Genomic DNA, 19744 nt, shown 5'->3' on the forward strand with positions numbered 1-19744 from the left:
GCGCGGCCGGATCACCTGTTCGCCTGCGGCGGGCTATGCCGGCAGTGCGGACAAGACCGCCACTGCGGCGAACCAGGTCGCGGCATTCTTCGGGGGCGCCAGTCCATCCGATTTCACCGTCTCGGGCGAGACGGTCTCCTGGACCGGTGCCGCGGACGACTGGGGCCTTCGGAGAATGGTGCTGCACTACGCCCATCTCTGCGCGGCGGCGGGCGGGGTCGACGCCTTCCTGATCGGAACCGAGATGCGCGGGCTGACCACGATCCGGTCGGGCGCGTCCAGCTATCCGGCGGTACAGGCCTTCCGCGATCTGGCGGACGACGTGCGCTCCATTCTCGGGGCGGGCACGGCGATCAGCTATGCAGCCGACTGGTCAGAGTATTTCGGGCACCAGCCGGGCGACGGCAGTGGCGACGTGTTTTTTCACCTCGACGCGCTCTGGGCCGATCCGGAGATCGATTTCGTCGCCATCGACAATTACATGCCGCTCTCAGACTGGCGGGACGGCTTCGAGCATGCCGATGCGCAGGAGGGCTGGCCTGCGATCTACGACCGGGCTTACCTCCAGGCGAACATCGCGGGCGGCGAAGGCTTCGACTGGTTCTATGCCAGCGCGGCCGACAGGTCGGCTCAGGTGCGAACCGCGATCACGGACGGCGCCGCCGGCAAGCCGTGGGTGTTCCGCTACAAGGATCTGCGCAGCTGGTGGTCGAACCCGCATTACGACCGTCCGGGCGGGGTGGAGAGCGGGACACCGACCGCATGGGCGCCGGAGTCCAAGCCGATCTGGTTCACCGAGCTCGGCTGCCCGGCCATCGACCGCGGCACGAACCAGCCCAACGTCTTCTTCGATCCGAAGTCCTCGGAAAGCTTCACACCGCATTTCTCGCGGGGCTGGCGCGATGACGCGATCCAGCGGGCCTATCTCGAGGCGACCTATCTCTGGTGGGGCGAGGCAGCGAACAACCCGGTGTCCTCGGTCTACGGCGGTCGTATGGTGCATGTGCCGGAATGCGCCGCCTGGACCTGGGATGCACGGCCTTACCCGTTCTTCCCGGCGCTCACGGATGTCTGGACGGACGGCGCGAACTGGCGGCTCGGCCACTGGCTGACCGGTCGGCTCGGCGCGGTGTCGCTGGCGGCCCTCGTGAGGCACCTCTGCCTGCGCGCCGGGCTGCCCGAGTCGCGGATCGACGTCACCGGCCTCTGGGGTGCGGTGGAAGGCTACGCCATCGGCGCGCTGGAAAGCCCGCGGGCCTCGATCACCATGCTGTCGCGCCACTTCGGCTTCGACGCGGTGGAGACCGAGGGCGTGATCCGCTTCGTGATGCGCGGCCGCGCAGCTGTCGCAACCGTCCCGCCAGACGATCTTGTCGCGCCCCGCGAGGGCGACGTTCTCGAGCTCACGCGCGGCCAGGAGACCGAACTGCCGCAGGCCCTGAAATGGCAGGTCGCCCGCGCGGACGAAGACTACGAGGCCGCGCAGGTCGAGGCCCGGCGCATCACCGTCGACACAACCCGGATCGCATCCGAAAGCTTCCCCACGGCGGTCCCGCCCGAGGAGGCCGAACGCCGTTGCCGCCGCGCGCTGATGGAAGCCTGGACCGGCCGCGAGAGTGCCGTGTTTCGGCTGCCGCCCTCGCGGCTGGCGCTCGATCCGGCCGATGTCGTCACCTTCGCTCATGACGGTCGCGCCGTCCCGCTGCGGCTCGTCTCCATCGCCGATGCCGACGCGCGCGGCATCGAGGCGGTGCGCCAGGATCGAGAGGCCTACGACCTGCCGCCCGGCGCGCCGCGACCCTCGGCGCTCTCGCAGGCGGTGGTTTTCGGCGCGCCCGAGGCGGTGCTGCTCGACCTGCCGCAGCTGACCGAGGACCAGCCCGCGCATCGGCCCTTCGCGGCGGCGCATGCCGTGCCGTGGCCGGGCGAGATCGCGGCGTTCCGCAGCCCCTCGACTGACGGCTTCGAACTGCTCACCAGCTTCGGCACACGCGCCCGGATCGGCACGCTCGTCTCGGACTTTTATGCCGGTCCGACCTCGCGGTTCGACCTCGGCAATGTCCTGGTCGTCGATCTGCTCACCGGCACGCTGGAGAGTGTCACCGACCTGACGCTGTTCGGCGGGGCCAACGCGCTGGCCATCGAGAGCGCGCCCGGCGTGTGGGAGATCGTTCAGGCGGGCGCGGCGGAACTGCTGGCGCCCGGCCGGTATCGCCTGACCCGCTTCCTGCGCGGCCAGCGCGGCACGGAAGGCGCCATGGGCAATCCCTCGCCCGCCGGCGCGCGGGTGGTGGTGCTCGACGACAGCCTCCCCTCGCTGCCGACCGCCGAGGCGGACATTGGCATCCCTTGGAACTGGCGCATCGGCCCGGCGAGCCGCCCAGTCAGCGACGAGACCTATGTGGCGCAGGCCTTCAAGCCTGAGGGGGTAGGGCTGCGGCCGTTCTCCGTCGCCCATGTCGAGCAGCCGTGGCGCACGCCACGCGTTCCCGGCGACCTCACGATCCGCTGGACACGCCGGTCCCGCGCGCTTTCCGCCGACAGCTGGGGCGCTGTCGAAGTGCCGATGGCGGAGGAACTGGAAGCCTACGAGGTCGAAATCCTCGACGGCGCAACCGTGAGTCGGGTGCTGAGCACGGCCACCACCAGCGCCGTCTACACCGCCGCCCAGCAGACAGCCGACTGGGGAGCGCCGCTCGCCCCCGGTGACACGCTCGACATCCGCATCTTCCAGCTCTCCGCCCTCGTCGGGCGGGGCGCGCTGAAAACCGTCACGCTGACCTTGTGAGGACCCATGTCCGACGCCACGACCCATCTCCTGCTGCCCTGGATCCTCGCGGCGCAGGCCCAGAAGCATGTCACCCATAACGAGGCGCTGCGGATCCTCGACGGGCTTGTCCAGCTCTCGGTGCTCGACAGGGATCTGACTGCCCCGCCAGCCAGCCGCGCCGACGGAGACCGCTACATCGTCGGCTCGGGCGCGACGGGCGACTGGGCGGGTTGGGATCTGAACGTCGCGCTCTGGACCGATGGCGCCTGGCTGCGCCTGCCGCCGCGCACCGGCTGGCGGGCGTGGGTCGAGGACGAGGGCCTGCTGCTGGTCTACGATGGCGCGGGCTGGACCGGGACCACGCCCACGGCGCTGCAGAACCTCTCGCTCCTCGGGCTCGGAACGACGGCGGACGCCTCGAACCCGTTCTCGGCCAAGCTCAACGCAGCACTCTGGACCGCGAAGACCGTGGCCGAGGGCGGCACCGGCGATCTGTTCTACACCATGAACAAGGATGCGGCGGGCGACGATCTTGGGCTCACACTGCAGACCAGCTTCGTCACCAAGGCGCTGGTGGGGCTCTTCGGCTCCGACCGCTTCCGCCTCGCGGTTTCGGCCGACGGCAGTACCTTCTTCGACGGGCTCAGCGTCGACAACGCCACCGGCATCGTCGACCAGCCCCGGCTGCCACGGTTCAAGGCGTACACGAACTACGACAACTATGTCGGCGTCGGGACCTGGACGAAGATCGGCCTGAACAACACCGACTACAACGACCAGGGGGCCTTCGACGCCGCGAACAATCGCTTCGTGGCGCCCGCGGACGGCACCTACCTCTTCGGCGCCACGCTGCTCTACAAGGTGAACGCCAGCACGTCGGCGCGGATGAGCGGCCGGCTCGTGCTGAACGGCACGACCGAGATCCGCGGCTCGTTCGGCGAGATCAGCGGCGCGCATGTCTCGAAGGCAACGGCGATGTGGCTTCAGACGATGATCCCGCTCACCGCCGGTGACACCATCGAGCTGCAGGGCAACTTTCGCGCCGCGGACGGCTACTTCGCCGCTGACCAGACGTCCTTCTGGGGCTGCAAGGTCGGCTGAGGGTCATCTGTCACCTCAACCGTCTCGTTCAGGCATGTCGCTCGAAGACCTCGGTCGAGCCGTCTTGCAGCAGCAACAGTGTGTCGAACGCATCACGCTGGTTGCCCATCTCCATTCCCGGAGAGCCAAGCGGCATGCCGGGAACCGTCAGGCCGAGCGCGCCGGGCCGCTCGGCCAGCAGTCGCTCGACATCGCCGGCGGGCACGTGACCTTCGACGACGTAGCCGTCAACGAGCGCCGTATGGCAGGAAGAAAGCTCCGGCGTGATCCCGGACTGCGCCTTGAACGCATAAAGCGCGTCCTGGTCGACATTCCGTGCGTCCACGACGAAACCTGCGCGCTCCATATGCTCGATCCAGGCCGAGCAGCATCCACAGGTCGGCGACTTGTAGACTTCAAGGCGCGCCGTCTGCGCACGGACCCGGCCGGCCAATCCAGTTGCTGCGGCGCTCGCAACAAGAAAAGCGCGTCTGTTCATTCGTGTGTCCATTGCCAAATCCTTTTCGGTTTCCGCGGCCGCATGACCCATGATCGTTTATCAGGTCGTCAGGCCAGAGTGGCGGGATAGCCGGCCTCCTTCAGGGCGGCCTGAAGCGTGGCGGCATCCTGCGCGGACATGATCGTGACGGTCTTCGAGGTCAGATCGCTATCGACCCTCGCGTCCGGATCGATCGCCCTGAGGGTCTTGGCTATGGCTGCGGCGCAGTGACCGCAGCTCATGTCGGGCACATGGAACTTCATCTCGATTTATACCTCCATTTCAGGCGCCGACTGCATTCGTTCGGTCGCATTGGCAAGGGTGGACGGCAGCCGTCTCCTTGCCGCGGCTCATCTCGCGCGTCAGAAAGAAACCGGACAGGAGCAACAATCCTCCACCGAAGATCATGCCCTGCGCCGGAACTTCGCCAAAGACAAGGTAGCCGAGGGTTGCGGCCACGATTGGCGAGACGATGATGTCGACCAGAGAATAGATGTTCGCCGTGATCTGCTTGAGCACCAGCGAAATGCCGAAATAGGCGAACCCCGTCGAGACGACGCCGAGGCAGACCGCCCACAGCATGACGGGAAGTGACAGACCGAGGGCTGGATAGGCGACGAATTCGCCGACTTCACCTGGTCCTGCGAGAACCAGCGCCGGCGACAGCAGTATCGCCCCGGCCGCCATCGACCAGAAGATATCGTTGCCCGTCTCCTCGCGTCCCTCATGGCGCATGTATGTGACCATGCCGGCATAGATCGCCCCGGTGCTGAGCGCGACAAGGTTGCCGAACCAGTCGCCTCCCGCCAGCGGTTTGGCCAGCACGATGCCCACCAGCGCGAGCCCGAAGATCAACACATAGCTTTTCTTCGCGGGCTCACCGAGGAACAGTGCCGAGAAGATGAACACGAAGAACGGGGCGACGCTCCAGAACACCACGGCATTGGCGATCGGCACGAGCGTCATGGCATAGTTGAAGACGCTGATCTGAGCGGCGATGAGCGCCCCGATAATGACCGTGTCCTTCACGTTGCCGCGGGGAAACCTTAGAGGTCGCCCGGTAGTTTGCGGGATGGACAGCGCCAGGAACGCGGCCGCAAAGCTCAGCGCGTAGAAGTTAAGCGTCTGGATCGGGATCGCATCCCCCGTCAACTTGACGAAGACGCCGATGGTGGCTTCGGAGATCGTGATCAGCGCGAGAAGGACGACAACCGGCATCAACGCGCCCCGGTCTGGTCGTTTTGCGTGATATCGATCGTCTCGGCGCCGCTTTCATCGAGACAACGGTTCTCGACCTGCAACGTCACGAAGAAGAAGCCGAAGCGGTCACGCAGCATCCCGTATGCAGCCGCGAGCACTTCCTGTGGGTCGGCGCCCTCCCGCACGCGCAGGTGACCGGAAAATACGTGCTTCCCGCTGGTCAGCGCCCAGGCGTGAATGTGGTGGGCGTCGGCCACGCCGTCGAGGGCTTCGAGCCTACGCGTGACCTCCGGAAGGCTGACATCGGCCGGCGTGCCCTCCATCAAAAGATGCATGGATCCGCGCAGGATACCCCAGCTTGCCCAGAGCAGCACGAAGCCGAACGCCATGCCGAGGATCGGGTCGATGAGCAGGAAGCCCGTGAACTTGATGACCAATGCGGTGACGATGATCAGCAGGCTGCCGACGAAGGTCTGGATGATATGCCAGAGCGCGCCTTTCACGTTGAGGTCGCTCTGGCTCTGCTTCCAGATCAGACCGAGCGAGATGAACTCGGTGACCAGCCCGCCGGCCGCGGCCAGCAGCATAGGGCCCGTGGGCAGGTCGATCGGGTCCGACAGGCGCATTGCCGCCATCACGATCACCACCAGCGCCATGCCGAGCAAAAAGCCGCCGTTGACCAGCGCACCAATGATTTCGGCGCGATACCAGCCGAAGCTGCGGTCCGCGTCGGCGGGACGCCGGGCCAGACGCGCGGCGACGATGGCCACAAGCACGCCGCCGACCGCCGAGAAGGTGTGGAACGCGTCCGAGATCACCGCGATCGACCCGGTCCAGAGGCCGATGCCCATCTCGATGACGAAGTAGACTCCCGTCAGCCAGGCGGAGATCGCCATGCCGCGCCCGCTCGACGGCATGTGTCCGTGATGTGAACTGGCCATGGCAGCTTCCTTTCGCTCAGAGCTTTGTGCGCCGCAGCCGCAGCGCGTTCGAGATGACGGAAACCGACGAGAGGCTCATCGCCGCCGCCGCGATCATGGGTGACAGCAGCAGACCGATCACCGGATAGAGGATCCCGGCCGCGATCGGCACGCCCGCGGCGTTATAGGCGAAGGCGAAGAACAGGTTCTGCCGGATGTTGCGCAGCGTCGCCACGGCCAGCTTGCGCGCCCGCACAAGCCCCACCAGATCGCCGCGCATCAGCGTAATGCCCGCGCTTTCCACTGCCACGTCGGCGCCGGTGCTCATGGCGATGCCCACGTCCGCCGCCGCCAGCGCCGGGGCGTCGTTCACGCCGTCGCCGGCCATCGCCACCGACGCGCCCTTCGCGTGAAGCTCCTCGACCAGCTTCTGCTTGTCCTCTGGCAGAACGCCGGCGCGCACCTCGTCAATCCCGAGTTTCCGCGCCACCGCTTCGGCCGTCCGCTGGTTGTCGCCGGTGGCCATGATGATGGTCAGGCCGAGCGCGTGCAGATCGCGGATCGCGCCCGACGTGGTTTCCTTGATCGGATCGGCGACGGCGACGATCCCGGCAATTTTTCCGTCGACCGCCACCAACATCGCCGTCTTGCCCTCTGCCCGAAGTTCGTCGGCCCGCGCTTCGGTGTCACCGGTCTCAAGGCCGAGATCATGCATCATCGCCCGGTTACCGAGCGCCACGCGGCGGCCATCGACGGTGCCGCGGACGCCCTTGCCGGTCACCGCCTCGAAATCCGCCGCGCTGCCGGGCGACAGACCGCGATCCCGCGCGCCCGCGACAATCGCCTCGGCGAGCGGGTGCTCGGAGCCGCGCTCCAACGCAGCGGCAAGGCCCAGCACCTCCGCCTCGTCGCCCTGCAGCGCCACGACATCGGTGAGCGTCGGCTTGCCCTCGGTCAACGTGCCGGTCTTGTCCACGATCACGGTATCGACGCGGGCCATGCGCTCCAGCGCCTCGGCGTCCTTGATCAGCACGCCCGCCTGTGCGCCGCGGCCTGCGGCCGTGGTGATCGAGATCGGCGTCGCGAGGCCGAGGGCACAGGGACAGGCGATGATCAGGACGGAGACGGCCGAGGCGATGGCGAAGGCCAGCGCCGGTTCGGGACCGAAGGCAAGCCAGGCGAAGAACGCCGCGATGGCCACAGCGACGACCGTCGGTACGAAGATCGACGAGACCCGGTCGGCCAATCCCTGGATCGGCGCACGCGAGCGCCGGGCGCCGGCGACCATCTCGACAATCTGGGCCAGCACCGTGTCGGCACCGACCTGCGTCGCCCGGATCGCCAGGGTGCCGTTCTTGTTGATCGTCCCGCCCGTGACGCGGTCACCTTCCGTCTTCTCGACGGGCAAGGGCTCGCCGGTGATCATGCTCTCGTCGACCGACGTGCGCCCCTCGATCACTTCGCCATCGACCGGCACGCTGTCGCCCGGTCGCACACGCAGCGTGTCGCCTTCGACGATGTTCTCGAGCGGTGCATCGTATTCCGAACCGTCCGGCAGGATGCGGCGCGCGGTCTTGGGCGCGAGATCCATCAGCGCCCGGATCGCGTCGCCGGTGCGTTCCCGCGCGCGAAGCTCCAGCACCTGACCGACAAAGACCAGAGCGATGATGACGACCGCCGCCTCGTAATAGGTGCCGACCCCATCGCCCATGCGATACTGCTCGGGAAAGACGCCGGGCGCGAATGTGGCGAAGAGCGAATAGACATAGGCCGCTCCGACGCCCAACGAGATCAGCGTCCACATGTTGGGAGACAGATTGCGGACAGAGTCGATGCCGCGCCGGAAGAACGGAAGCGCCGCCCAGAGGATAACTGGCGTGGCGAGGACGAACTCGACGTAGACCGACAGTTGATGCCCCAGCCAGTCGCGGACCGGCAGGCCGACCAGTTCGCCCATCGTCAGGACGACCAGCGGCACGGCCGCCGCCGCGCTGATCCACATTCGGCGGGTGAAATCCGTCAGCTCCTCGCTGGGCTCGTCCGATGGCACCATCGGCTCCAGCGCCATGCCGCAGATCGGGCAGCTTCCGGGGTCGTCCCGAACGATCTCGGGGTGCATGGGGCAGGTCCATTGCGTGCCGTCTTCGGCCTGTGGGGCGGCCTTTTCGGCATTGCCCGAGGCATAGAAGTACGGGTCTGCCTCGAACTTCGTCTGGCAACCCTCGGAGCAGAACCAGTAGGTTTCGCCGCCATATTCGCGCGACCGCGCGCCTTCACTCATTTCGACCTGCATCCCGCAGACCGGGTCCGTGGCGGTCTTGGCACCTGGCGCGGGTGCATCGTGGTGGTGAGCGTGGTCGGACATCGGTTATCCCCTTTCAAGCAGCAATGTGGGGGTTCCAGTCATGAGACGGTCAAGGGGGCGATCCATTGGCCTCCTTGGTTTTCTCATGGTGCGTATCTTGGTTGGTGTCCGTGGGCGGATTGCGCCGCAGAAAGACATGCTCGAAGCCGAACACGGCCGTCATGCCCACCAGGGCGATCACGACGATCATCGGATCGCTCTGCCATTTCATCACCGCGAAAGCCCCGAGCACGACGGCATCGAGCCCGATGGCGGTCAGCAGGACCCAGCCCCGCGCGCCGATCTCGTCCCGCAGGTTCCGCCAAACGCCCCAGTGGATCAGAATGTCCATCACGAGATAGAAGAACGCCCCGAGCGACGCGATGCGGCTGAGGTCGAAGAACGCTGTCAGAAGCCCCGCGATCACGACGGTGTAGACCAGCGTGTGGTCCCGGATCGTTCCCGGCATTCCGAAATGGCTGTGCGGGATCATCTTCATGTCGGTCAGCATCGCCAGCATGCGCGAGACCGCGAAGATGCTCGCGATCACCCCCGAGGCCGTCGCCACGAGGGCGAGCGCAACCGTCAGGTAGAAGCCGACCCGGCCAAGCGCGGGTTCGGCGGCCTCCGCGAGGGCGTAATCCTTCGCGGCCACGATCCGGTCGAGCGGCAGGCTGGACCCCACAGCGACAGCGACGAGCAGATAGACCACCACGCAGATCGCGATGGAGATGACGATAGCGCGGCCGACATTGCGGTGCGGTTGAGTAATCTCCGCGCCCGAATTGGTGATCGTGGTGAAGCCCTTGAACGCAAGGATCGCAAGCGCCAGCGACCCCACGAAACCTGTGAGCCCGGTCTCTGCCCCGCCAGACGTCTCGAAGGATATGCCGCCCGCCCAGAGCGCTGCGATGCCGAACAGCGCGATCCCCGCGACCTTGAGCACCGCCATGATCTGGGACAGCAATCCGACCGACCGGTTGCCCGAGGCATTGACGAGATACGCGAGCACGATGAGGGCGATGCCGATAGCCGGGACCAGCCAGCCCTCGGGCTCCATTCCGAGCCCGCGCAGAAGGTAGGTGGCAAAGGTCCGTGCGACGAGGCTTTCGTTTATGACCATCGAAAGGGCCATCAGGAGCGCCGCCCCAGCGGCAACCGTCGTCGGCCCATAGGCCTTCTTCCGGATCATCCCAATCCCGCCGGCGGAGGGCCATGCGTTCGACATCTTGACGTAGGTGTAGGCGCTGAATGCGGTCACGACAGCTCCGGCGACAAAGGCTAGCGGAAACCAGGGACCCGCGAGTTCGGCGATCTGCCCGGTCAGGGCAAGGATGCCGGCGCCGATCATCACACCTGTTCCCATCGCCACCGCGTCGGGCAGGCTGAGGCTATTCTTCTTGTAGTCGGAGCTCATGATCGACTGCCCTCCGTAGCGTCTTTCTCAGGGGTGTCCTTTCTCGACGCTGCGCCACGCCGAAGCGCAAGGAGCAGGAGAGGAAGTCCGGTCATCAGGCCCAGTCCGAGCACTAGCCATTCCGCACTGTCAAATGCACCCTCCATAGCCGCGCTGCCAAAATGCGCGAGCAAGAAACTCGCGGGCAGGATGCCGGCTATCGTTGCAAGAGCGAACCGCCAGAAATGGAGCCGGCTGAGCCCAGCGGCATAGCTCATCGCGTCGAAAGAGACGAAGGGCAGAAGGCGGCTTGCGAAAACCGTTAGCGTCAGCGCGTTCTGCGACCCCAGAAGGCCATGATCGGCCTTGTCGCCAAGAAGGCGCTCGACAGGTCCGCGCCCCAGCTCGCGGGCGATGAGAAAGGCGGCAAGCGCGCCGATCTCGGACCCGAGAGCAACATAGGCCGTGCCGGCATAGTGCCCGTAGGCTGCCCCTGAGGCCAAAGCGATGGGGGCGCTCGGAATGGGGCTGGCGACGACGGCCACCGACATCAGCGCGACCACCGCGAGCGGACCCCACGGCCCGGCCGCCGCGACCCAGGTCTCAACCTTGGCCCGGTCGATGTCGGTCGGCCACCAGCCTGCTGCCCAGGCAACAATGCCCAGAACAAGGAAGGCGCCGACGATCCGAACGGCGACCTTGCCGACGAACGATTGGTCCGTCCCACTAATGCCGCTCTCATGGGGCACGTCAGCCGAGCTCGTCCGGTAGTGAGGCGAGCGCCGCGTCCCGACCATGAGCCGTTTTCATCGGCTGTCTCCTTCAGGCCGCATCCACCGCGCGCAAGAGCATGTCGCGGACCTGCCCGGCGACCTCGTGCAGCTCGGCGATTTCCACCGCCTGCATCGATGCGACCGGATCGATGGCGCTCACCTCGGTGCCGCTTTCGACGGAGCGCAAGATGACGTTGCAGGGCAGCATCGCGCCGATCCGCGGCTCGAGACCCATGGCCTCCCAGGCCATGTTCGGATTGCAGGCGCCGAGGATCTTGTAGCCATCCATGTCCTTGTCGATCTTCTGCTTCATCGTCTGCTGGACGTCGATCTCGGTCAGAACGCCAAAGCCCGCCTCCGTCAGCGCCGCGCGCACGCGGGCTTCCGCGTCGTCAATGCCGGTGCCCGTCATCATGCGGTCGTGCGTATATGCCATTCTGTCTATCCTTTCATGGTTGTGACCCAGCCCCGCATGATGCGGGACCGGGCAAGGGGTGGCGGTACGGCGGGCTCAGTTGTTGTCCATCCGACCCTGGCCGGGTGCCCCCATCATGTCGCCGTTGCCCCGCATGCCGCCGTTCGGTCCGGGCATCATGCCGTCGCGCATCGTCTCCATGCGCTCCATCATGTCGGCCGGTTTCACGATCTCTGCCACCGACACCGCACCGTCGCCGTCGTCGTCGAGGAACTGGAAGCGGTCCACCATGGTTTCGCGAATGAGCGCGCTGTGGAGGGTCTCGAATTCAGCGAGCGACAGGGCTTCGTCGCCATCGGCGTCATATTCCGCCAGCAGGGCCTGCAGTCCTTCATGGGCTTCCTGCGAAGTCACCACGCCATCGCCATCGGCGTCGAACCGCTCTAGGCCCATGCCCATCAGCGACGCTCCGCCGCCCATCATGCCCATGCCCTGGCCCATGCCCGACATGGAGCCACCGGCGCCCATCATCGCCATACCCCCCATGGGGCCGCTGCCGCCCATCATCTGCGAGTGCATCCGCATCATCATCTGCATCATGTCATGATTTCCGGCCCTGGGACCCTGCGCTCCCGGAGCATCCTGGCCACCATGCCCATGATTGCCTGCGGCCAAGGCTGCATCGCCCAGAGCCATCAAAATGGCGGTAGCCGCCGCGAGTTTCGCTCCAGTTTTCATGTCTGTATCCTTTCCCGTGTGAAACGCCTGACCGACATGGGAAAACAATAACGAACGCCAAGGCTGCGTCATTTCCGATTGTGTATCCGTTCGTCGCAACGCGGATGCCTGATACAAAGCGTTACAATCGCGGTGCTGACCCTGCGTCGCCACCCTGCCAAATGAGACGGATGAACGGTTTGCCGCATATCCTCGTAGTCGACGATCACCGCCAGATACGGGACTCGGTCACGCGGTTCCTGGAACGCAATGGCATGCGGGCGACGGCGGCGAAGGATGCCCGGGACATGGACGAGAAGCTCGCGAAGGGGCACTTCGACCTGATGGTGCTCGATGTCATGATGCCGGGCGAGGACGGGCTTTCGATCTGCAAGCGCCTGTCGGCGGCGAAACGGCTTCCCATCATCATGCTCACGGCGCTCGGGCAGGATCAGGACCGGATCGTGGGTCTGGAGATCGGCGCGGACGACTACCTGCCGAAACCGTTCAACCCGCGCGAGCTTCTCGCACGGATCAAGGCGGTCCTGCGCCGAGCACCCGAGGAGAGGAGCGAGGCCGGAACGCTTTCAGGTCGCATCCTGCGATTCGGCGGGCTGACGCTCGATACGGACGCGCACGTCCTGACCGACCGGGACGGCAATCGCGTGCAACTGACGACGGCGGATTTTCGGCTGCTGACGGTCCTTCTGGCGCGTCCGCGCACCGTTCTGAGCCGCGAGCAGCTTCTCGACCTTACGGCGGGGCGCGCGTCAGGGCCGCTCGATCGCACGATCGACAACCAGATCAGCCGGCTGCGGCGCAAGATCGAGACGGACCCGTTGCGCCCGACGCTCATCACCACCGTACGGAGCCACGGCTACAGCTTGAACGCGGATGTCGAGGTGACCGCATGATCCGGCCGCGGACAGGAAGCCTGCGCGCGCAGCTCGTGATCCTCATCCTCGGGGCACTGGCCATCGCGCAGGCAGTGAGCCTGTGGCTCTTCGCGGACGAGCGCAGCCTCGCCGTCCGCGCTGCCCTCGGCTTCGAGGCGGCGGGGCGCGCCGCCAACGTCGTGCGCCTGCTGGAAGAAGCGCCGCCCGACCTTTCCGCGTCTATCGTGCGGGCGGCGAATTCGCCGCTCGTGCGGTTCGACCTTGCGCCCGCCCCGAGCGTCACCGCGCCCGACCATCATCACGCAGAATACATCGAAACGCGCGTCCGGACCTTGCTTGGCGACGGCTTCAGTCGCGACATCCGGGTCAACCTTAGAGAAACCGCTGTCCCTCTACACCCGATCCCGAACCTGTCCCCGCAAATGGCACAGATGCATCAAGAGATGATGCGTGGCCGGATGCAGGCGGTCGAGATGACCCTGTCCATCGCGCTGGCCGGCGGGCAATGGCTGAACGTCGCCACGCGGTTCGAACGCCCCCCGTTGCAATGGCCCCTTTTCTCTTTCGTGACCTTCGGACTGACGGCCGCGCTTATCCTCGTCGCGGCGTTCTGGTTCGTGATGACCCGCCTGACCGGGCCCTTGCGGGATCTGTCGCGCGCCGCCGAGGACCTGGGGCGCGGCGACGCGGGTGAGCCGCTGCCGGTCTCCGGCCCCGCAGAGGTGCGAGACCTCACCCGCGCGTTCAATCGCATGCAGGATCGGCTGACCCGCTTTGTCGCGGACCGCACCCGCATTCTCGCCGCGGTCAGCCATGATCTGCGATCGCCCCTCACGGCGATGCGCTTCGATGCCGAACTCGTCGAGGACGAGGAGACCCGCGAGAGCCTGATCGCCTCTATCGACGAGATGCAGACGATGGCCGAGGCCACGCTCGACTTCGCCGAAGGGCTGGCGGGGCGCGAACCCTCCGAGGTCGTTGACGTGTCCGACTGGCTCGAAACACTGGCAGGTGACAAGGCCACGCCGTTCAAGCTGACCGGCGGCCCGGCGATGATGGTGCGCCTACGCCCCCTTGCCCTGCGCAGGGCCGTTCGCAACCTGACGGAGAACGCCACCCGCTACGGTGGCAGCGCGACGGTCGGCTGGCACCGCGCAGGCGACGATCTGGTGATCGAGGTCAGCGATCATGGCCCCGGAATCCCCGAGGAACAGCTCGAAGAGGTCTTCGCGCCATTTCACCGGCTGGAGACGTCCCGCTCGCTCGAAACCGGTGGGCACGGGCTGGGCCTTGCCATCGCACGGGCGATCGTGCGCGGACACGGTGGCGACATCCGGCTCGAGAACCGGTCCGAAGGCGGGCTGAAGGCGTCGATCTTCATCCCGCTGTCGGAGGACGCGCCCATCAACGATGAAAGACAACGAAAGGAGACGTGAAATGAGACGAACAGCAATCTGGACAATCATCGGTTTTGCGGCGCCGACACTGGCCGCCGCGGACCCCGGGGACAATTGGCAGGAAGGATACGGTCACATGATGTGGGGTGGCGGATACGGAATGTTCGGCGGGCTTATGATGATCCTGTTCTGGGGCATTATCATCGCGCTGATCGTCTTTGCGGTGAAATGGTTCAACGACAGTCAGGGCGGCGGGACCCGCGGAAAGCGCGATGCGCTCGACATCCTGCGCGAACGCTTCGCTTCGGGCGAGATCGACGAGGAAGAGTTCGAGCGGCGGTGCAAGGTGCTGGAAAAATAGCCCTTCCGAGGTTTTTCAACGGCGGGCGTCGACCGGGCTGGTTGCGTCCGCCGCTCACGACAGAGCCTCCATCCCGGGATTGCTTGCAAGTCCGCAGAGCGTTCCGCCCGAAAGAGGGTTTCGTGTTTCCCGTTCGGCTTTCTCGCCGTCTGGCTCAATCAACCGAGCGAAAGATGGCCCCATCTCGCAGAGGTCAAGGATACATTCGGATACAAAAAACATGGACTTGTCAGGTGGCAAGGCAGACGCGATCCAGTAACAAGAGTCCGAGTTGGCGAGCGATCTAGAAGCGTCGCGGTCCGGTCGGAGAGCGCTTCGGAGCCGAGCCGATCAAAGGCAGGAAAGGAGCAAGGGACATGGACAAACGCGGGCGTCTGGTCGGAATTGTACTTGTTGCCGGGCTTGGCTTGGCGATCTGGCAATTCATGCGACCGGCCGAGCAACCGGCGGCGTCCATGGTTCATCCGGATCGGGCGTCGTTGACCGACCTCGACGAGGGTGCGCCAATCGTCGAGGTTCGACTTCCGGTGCAATTGTCGACCGAGGCGACGATCGGAAAGCGCGCCTTCGAGGCCAAATGCGCGGCTTGCCATGGCGCGAACGCAGCCGGTCAGAATGGCGTTGCGCCACCGCTGATCCACCGCACATACGAACCGAGCCATCATTCCGACGAAGCCTTTCAGATGGCGGTTCAGAACGGCGTCCGCGCGCATCACTGGCCTTTCGGCAACATGCCCCCGGTCGAGGGTCTGACCCGCGCCGACGTCCAGTATATCGTGCGCTATGTCCGTGAAGTGCAGCGCGAGAATGGAATAAATTGATGCGGGTGCTGTTCGTTCTCGCCGCGCGCGTCGGTCTTGCCGCGATGCTCATGATCGCGCTTGCCGTCTTCGCCACGCCGACGTCCGGCCTTGCCGGCACGCCGGATGCGCATTCAGAGATCGTCGTGGTCGCGAACAGCGATGTCGCGAATGCCGGGCACGCTGCGCATGAGGACACGCCTGACCGCTCCTGCCATCCCGACCCGACGTGTTCCCCGGCCGCCATTTTGGTGACTCGTCCGATATTCGGGGCACAAGGTTTCCGGGCCGTGCGTCAGCCGCTCGCGAAAACAGCAATAGGCGGGAAAAATGCGCCCGTGGATCTTCCACCCCCGCGAGTTTGGGACATGTCACAACCAAATACTCTGAAATATCCCCAGACATGAGAGACCAAGACATGATCAAGACACTTCTGACCGGCACCGCCCTCGCGGCCAGCCTTGCCGCTTCCATCGCGGTTGCCGGCCCTGGACATGGAGACGAGGACGGCATCGGCGAACCTGGCGACGCCGCGCAAATCGACCGCACCATCATCGTGGAAATGGACGAGATGAGCTTCAGCCCCGAGACGATCGAGGTCGCACCCGGTGAGACGATCCGTTTCGAAGTGGTGAATGTTGGACGCGCCGTGCACGAGTTTAACATCGGTACAGGCGAGACCTGGAATGGCCACCGTGGCGAAATGCGTACCATGATGCGCGAAGGCATGATGAGCGCGCGCAGCATCAATCATGACCGGATGATGGAGGCCGGGATGATGCATGACGATGCCAACAGCGTCCTGCTGGAGCCCGGAGATACGGGCCAGGTCATCTGGACGTTCCCCGAAGGCGGCGAGATCGGGTTCGCCTGCAACGTGCCCGGCCACCGCGAGGCCGGCATGGTCGGCGATTTCCGGATGGGACACGATTCCTGACGCACGAACTACTGGTGGCGGGCGAGATCGTCGCCCGCCCCGAGACCTTCCCGGAGATCCTGGCCATGCCGACACGACGCGCCTTCCTCGGACAGACCGCCGCCGTTCTGGGCCTGGCCGCGAGCGGTCGGCAGGTGTCTGCCGCTTCTCACACGCCCGTGAACCTGACAGCGCGGGAGGCCTCGGTGCAGCTCGCCCCCGGCGGCTATCCAGCCACATCCATCTGGGGTTACGAGGGCCGCGCACCCGGACCGGCCATCCGGGTGCTCCAAGGCGAACGGGTGCGGCGGCGGCTGGTCAACGATCTGCCCGAGCCGACCTCGGTCCACTGGCACGGGATCCGCATCGATAACGCGATGGACGGTGTCTCGGGCCTGACGCAAGAGGCGGTCGCGCCGGGTCAGGCCTTCGACTATGATTTCGTGGCGCCAGATGCCGGAACCTACTGGTACCACGCGCATAACCGGTCCTGGGTACAGGTCGCCCGCGGCCTGCACGGGCCGCTTATCGTGGACGAGGCCGAACCGCCCGAGGTGGATCGGGAGGAAACCCTGGTGCTCGACGACTGGCTGCTCGATCCCGAAACAGCGCTGATCGACGACAGTTTCGACCAGCCGATGAGGATGAGCCATGGCGGTCGGATCGGGAACCTGATCACCACCAACGGACGGTTCGACCTGTCCATCCCGGTCGCGCGGCACATCCGTATGCGCCTGCGGCTCATCAACGCGTCGAATGCGCGGATCTTTCCGTTACAACTTGCCGGGCTGCAGGGCTGGACGGTCGCACTGGACGGCATGCCGCTCGCCCAGCCCGAACCGCTGGAGGATGTCCTTTTTCTCGCCCCGGCGCAACGCGCCGATCTGATCGTCGATGTGACAACTGAGGCGGGCGAGACTGCGCATCTCGTCCGGATCGGCGATGACGACCAACCCGCCTCGCAGGTGGCGTTCCCCGTCACTGGCAGCACCGCGCAGACGCCGCGCGCGGCACCGATGGCCCTGCCACCCAATCCGGGCGCCGGCATTCGGTCTCTCGCCGATGCCCGACCATTGCGTCTCGTGATGTCTGGCGGCGCCATGGGCCGGATGGACAGCGCCTTCCTCGGCGGAGAGCGTCTGGGCTTTCGCGAGCTTGCGGCGCGGGGGCGGTTCTGGGCCTTCAACGACATAGCCGAGATGACGCAGGCCCCGCTGGCCGATCTTTCTCTTGGTGAACCGGTGCGGCTGGAAATCGTCAACGAAACCGTCTTTCCCCACGCCATGCATCTGCACGGGATGCACTTCCGCGAAATCCGCGAGGGCAGCCCCGTCGGCCCCATGCGCGACACGCTTCTGGTGGCCGCGCAAGAGACGCGCACGGTCGGCTTTATCGCCGACAATCCGGGCGACTGGCTGTTTCATTGCCACATGCTCAGCCATGCGGAAAGCGGGATGATGACATGGGTGCGGGTGACATGAAGACAGCGATCCTGATCGCCGCGCCGGTGGCGCTTGGCCTTGCCGGGGCTGGGGCGTGGCTGGCTCTGCGCGACGCGCCGCAGGCCGCTCTCGACCCCACCATGCCGGTGATGCCGGCCACGGTGGATATCGCGCAGGGCGAGGCGCTTTATGCCCAGAGCTGCGCCGCCTGCCACGGTGCCAACCTCGAAGGCCGGACGGAATGGCGAACCCCCGATGCGGATGGGCGTCTGCCCGCGCCGCCTCACGATGAAACCGGGCACACGTGGCACCATCCCGACCGGATCCTGTTTCAATACACGAAGCTTGGAGGACGGGAAGCCCTGGCCCAGCAAGGCGTGGAGTTCGACAGCGGCATGCCCGCATTTGACGATGTCCGGACGGATCGCGAGATCTGGAACATCCTCGCCTACATCCAATCAACCTGGCCCGAGCGCGAGCGCGCCACGCAGGCCGAACGCACGGCTGCTGATCTGGCCAACGGAGGAACCTGACATGAAGAAGCTCATTTCCATGATCACGGTGGCGCTTTCGCTGACGCTGCCCTTGTCAGCGGCGGCGCAGGACCTGACCGAAGACCGGGTGCGCGAACTGGTCCTGGAAACCATCCGCGAAAACCCCGAGATCGTCATGGAGGCCGTCGCGATCCTTGAGTCCCGGCAGGCCGAGGCGCAGGCCGCGTCGCAGGCCGAGGTTCTTGCCCGGGAACGCGACGCACTGGAACGAGATCCCGATGCACCGGTCTTGGGCAATCCGGATGGTGATGTCACGGTGGTGGAATTCTTCGACTACAACTGCCCCTATTGCCGTCGTGCGAAGCCCGAGATCGAGGCTCTGCTCGCGGCCGATCCGAATGTTCGCCTTGTCTATCGTGAATGGCCCATTCTTGGCGAAGGATCGGTTTTTGCCGCCCGCGCCGCGCTGGCCGCGCGCGAACAGGACCTCCACGAGGACTTCCATTGGGCGATGATGGGCATGAACGGTCGCGCGGAGGAATCCTCCGTCCTCCAGATTGCGGAAGACATCGGTCTCGACATCGCGCAATTGCGTCGCGACATGGAAGCACAGGAGATCGACGCGCACATCCAGACATCGATGCGCCTGGCGCAGGCCCTCGGCATCACGGGCACGCCAACTTTCGTGATCGGCGACGCCCTTTTTCCCGGTGTCTTGGATGCGGAGCAGTTGCGAACGCTCGTCTCCGATGCACGGGAACCGGAACAATGACTGCGCCTGGGAAAAAAGGCCTGACGCGGCGCCATTTCATCGTGACCGCATCCGCGCTGTTCTCGCCGCCCGTCGCGGGGCCGCTTCTGGCCGATACCTGGCCGAGCGAGGCGCAGAAGAGCGCTTGGGATGCCGAGGTGACACCGCCCTTCTTCGACCTGGAGACGTCCAATCCATGGGGCCTCGATCCGCGTTTTCTTCCGCAAAGGGTCGAGGCTCGTGCGGGCCTTGTTCCGGGGAACATCCATGTGGATGCGATCGCGCGCTACCTCTACCACATCGAGGAAGGCGGAACGGCCATGCGCTATGGCGTCGCCATCGCACGCGGCAATCTTTATGAACCCGGAACCTACACGATCCGGCGCAAGGTCCGGTGGCCGCACTGGACGCCGACGCGCTCGATGATCGAGCGGGATCCGGAACTGTACGCGGATGTCGAAGACGGTATGGAGCCGGGCCCTGACAATCCGCTCGGCGCGCGTGCACTGTATCTCTATGTCGGCGATCGTGACACCTACCTGCGCATTCACGGCTCGCCGGAGCCCCGCTCCA

21 protein-coding genes are annotated in these 19744 nt (G+C 65.8%); 12 read left to right on the forward strand and 9 right to left on the reverse strand.

The window, feature by feature from the left end; all coding sequences use genetic code 11:
- On the forward strand, positions 1-2788 hold a 2788-nt coding region (locus DRV84_RS13490; protein WP_115981616.1), incomplete at its 5' end, for a baseplate multidomain protein megatron.
- A gap of 6 nt (positions 2789-2794) precedes the next feature.
- Positions 2795-3871: a DUF2793 domain-containing protein gene (locus DRV84_RS13495; protein ID WP_115981618.1), complete on the forward strand. Its 1077-nt coding sequence runs from the start codon at positions 2795-2797 to the stop codon at positions 3869-3871.
- A 28-nt stretch (positions 3872-3899) separates the two neighbouring features.
- Here DRV84_RS13495 and DRV84_RS13500 read toward each other — a convergent pair whose 3' ends face one another.
- The 9 genes from DRV84_RS13500 to DRV84_RS13540 all read right to left on the reverse strand — a co-directional run bounded on the left by DRV84_RS13500 (position 3900) and on the right by DRV84_RS13540 (position 12135).
- Positions 3900-4349 (reverse strand): DUF411 domain-containing protein, encoded by a 450-nt coding sequence (locus tag DRV84_RS13500; protein WP_115981645.1) that lies wholly within the window; start codon positions 4347-4349, stop codon positions 3900-3902.
- Between the two features lie 68 nt (positions 4350-4417).
- The gene (locus tag DRV84_RS13505; RefSeq protein WP_115981620.1) at positions 4418-4612 is read right to left on the reverse strand and encodes a heavy-metal-associated domain-containing protein; all 195 of its coding nucleotides are present in this window, start codon (positions 4610-4612) and stop codon (positions 4418-4420) included.
- Positions 4613-4631: 19 nt separating this feature from the next.
- Complete coding sequence (locus tag DRV84_RS13510) at positions 4632-5567, reverse strand: DMT family transporter (protein ID WP_115981622.1); 936 nt, start codon at positions 5565-5567, stop codon at positions 4632-4634.
- Complete coding sequence (locus DRV84_RS13515; protein ID WP_115981624.1) at positions 5567-6490, reverse strand: cation diffusion facilitator family transporter; 924 nt, start codon at positions 6488-6490, stop codon at positions 5567-5569. The genes DRV84_RS13510 and DRV84_RS13515 overlap by 1 nt, the downstream gene beginning before the upstream one ends.
- A gap of 16 nt (positions 6491-6506) precedes the next feature.
- Positions 6507-8834, reverse strand: coding sequence for a heavy metal translocating P-type ATPase (locus tag DRV84_RS13520; protein WP_115981626.1), 2328 nt, complete (start codon positions 8832-8834; stop codon positions 6507-6509).
- Positions 8835-8883: 49 nt separating this feature from the next.
- A complete protein-coding gene (locus DRV84_RS13525; protein ID WP_115981628.1) occupies positions 8884-10230 on the reverse strand; it encodes an APC family permease in 1347 nt (448 codons plus the stop codon).
- Positions 10227-10874 (reverse strand): TVP38/TMEM64 family protein, encoded by a 648-nt coding sequence (locus DRV84_RS13530; protein ID WP_420852976.1) that lies wholly within the window; start codon positions 10872-10874, stop codon positions 10227-10229. Before DRV84_RS13530 ends, DRV84_RS13525 begins: the two co-directional genes overlap by 4 nt.
- A 157-nt stretch (positions 10875-11031) precedes the next feature.
- Positions 11032-11418 carry a DUF302 domain-containing protein gene (locus tag DRV84_RS13535; protein WP_115981632.1) on the reverse strand — a complete coding sequence of 129 codons (387 nt, stop codon included), beginning with the start codon at positions 11416-11418 and terminating at the stop codon, positions 11032-11034.
- Between the two features lie 75 nt (positions 11419-11493).
- Positions 11494-12135 (reverse strand): EF-hand domain-containing protein, encoded by a 642-nt coding sequence (locus DRV84_RS13540; RefSeq protein WP_239995078.1) that lies wholly within the window; start codon positions 12133-12135, stop codon positions 11494-11496.
- A gap of 170 nt (positions 12136-12305) precedes the next feature.
- On the opposite strand from DRV84_RS13540, the gene DRV84_RS13545 reads away from it, so the two are divergent.
- The 10 genes from DRV84_RS13545 to DRV84_RS13585 form a co-directional block, all read left to right on the forward strand.
- A complete protein-coding gene (locus DRV84_RS13545) occupies positions 12306-13028 on the forward strand; it encodes a response regulator (RefSeq protein WP_115981635.1) in 723 nt (240 codons plus the stop codon).
- The gene (locus DRV84_RS13550) at positions 13025-14446 is read left to right on the forward strand and encodes an ATP-binding protein (protein ID WP_115981637.1); all 1422 of its coding nucleotides are present in this window, start codon (positions 13025-13027) and stop codon (positions 14444-14446) included. Before DRV84_RS13545 ends, DRV84_RS13550 begins: the two co-directional genes overlap by 4 nt.
- A 1-nt stretch (position 14447) precedes the next feature.
- Complete coding sequence (locus tag DRV84_RS13555) at positions 14448-14768, forward strand: SHOCT domain-containing protein (RefSeq protein ID WP_239995079.1); 321 nt, start codon at positions 14448-14450, stop codon at positions 14766-14768.
- A gap of 356 nt (positions 14769-15124) precedes the next feature.
- Positions 15125-15589 carry a c-type cytochrome gene (locus DRV84_RS13560; RefSeq protein ID WP_115981639.1) on the forward strand — a complete coding sequence of 155 codons (465 nt, stop codon included), beginning with the start codon at positions 15125-15127 and terminating at the stop codon, positions 15587-15589.
- A 5-nt stretch (positions 15590-15594) separates the two neighbouring features.
- Positions 15595-15975: a hypothetical protein gene (locus tag DRV84_RS15445; protein ID WP_158547812.1), complete on the forward strand. Its 381-nt coding sequence runs from the start codon at positions 15595-15597 to the stop codon at positions 15973-15975.
- 11 nt (positions 15976-15986) lie between these two features.
- Positions 15987-16505 carry a cupredoxin domain-containing protein gene (locus DRV84_RS13565; RefSeq protein WP_115981641.1) on the forward strand — a complete coding sequence of 173 codons (519 nt, stop codon included), beginning with the start codon at positions 15987-15989 and terminating at the stop codon, positions 16503-16505.
- A gap of 65 nt (positions 16506-16570) precedes the next feature.
- Positions 16571-17965, forward strand: a complete 1395-nt coding sequence (locus DRV84_RS13570; protein WP_115981653.1) for a multicopper oxidase family protein — start codon at positions 16571-16573, stop codon at positions 17963-17965.
- Between the two features lie 101 nt (positions 17966-18066).
- Positions 18067-18459 (forward strand): c-type cytochrome, encoded by a 393-nt coding sequence (locus DRV84_RS13575; protein WP_239995081.1) that lies wholly within the window; start codon positions 18067-18069, stop codon positions 18457-18459.
- Position 18460: 1 nt separating this feature from the next.
- The gene (locus DRV84_RS13580; RefSeq protein WP_115981643.1) at positions 18461-19192 is read left to right on the forward strand and encodes a DsbA family protein; all 732 of its coding nucleotides are present in this window, start codon (positions 18461-18463) and stop codon (positions 19190-19192) included.
- A partial coding sequence (locus DRV84_RS13585) for a L,D-transpeptidase (RefSeq protein WP_147298862.1) occupies positions 19189-19744 on the forward strand: 556 nt, incomplete at its 3' end. The genes DRV84_RS13580 and DRV84_RS13585, both read left to right, overlap by 4 nt.

It is taken from the genome of Rhodosalinus sediminis, from assembly GCF_003385555.1.
Taxonomy (GTDB): domain Bacteria; phylum Pseudomonadota; class Alphaproteobacteria; order Rhodobacterales; family Rhodobacteraceae; genus Rhodosalinus; species Rhodosalinus sediminis.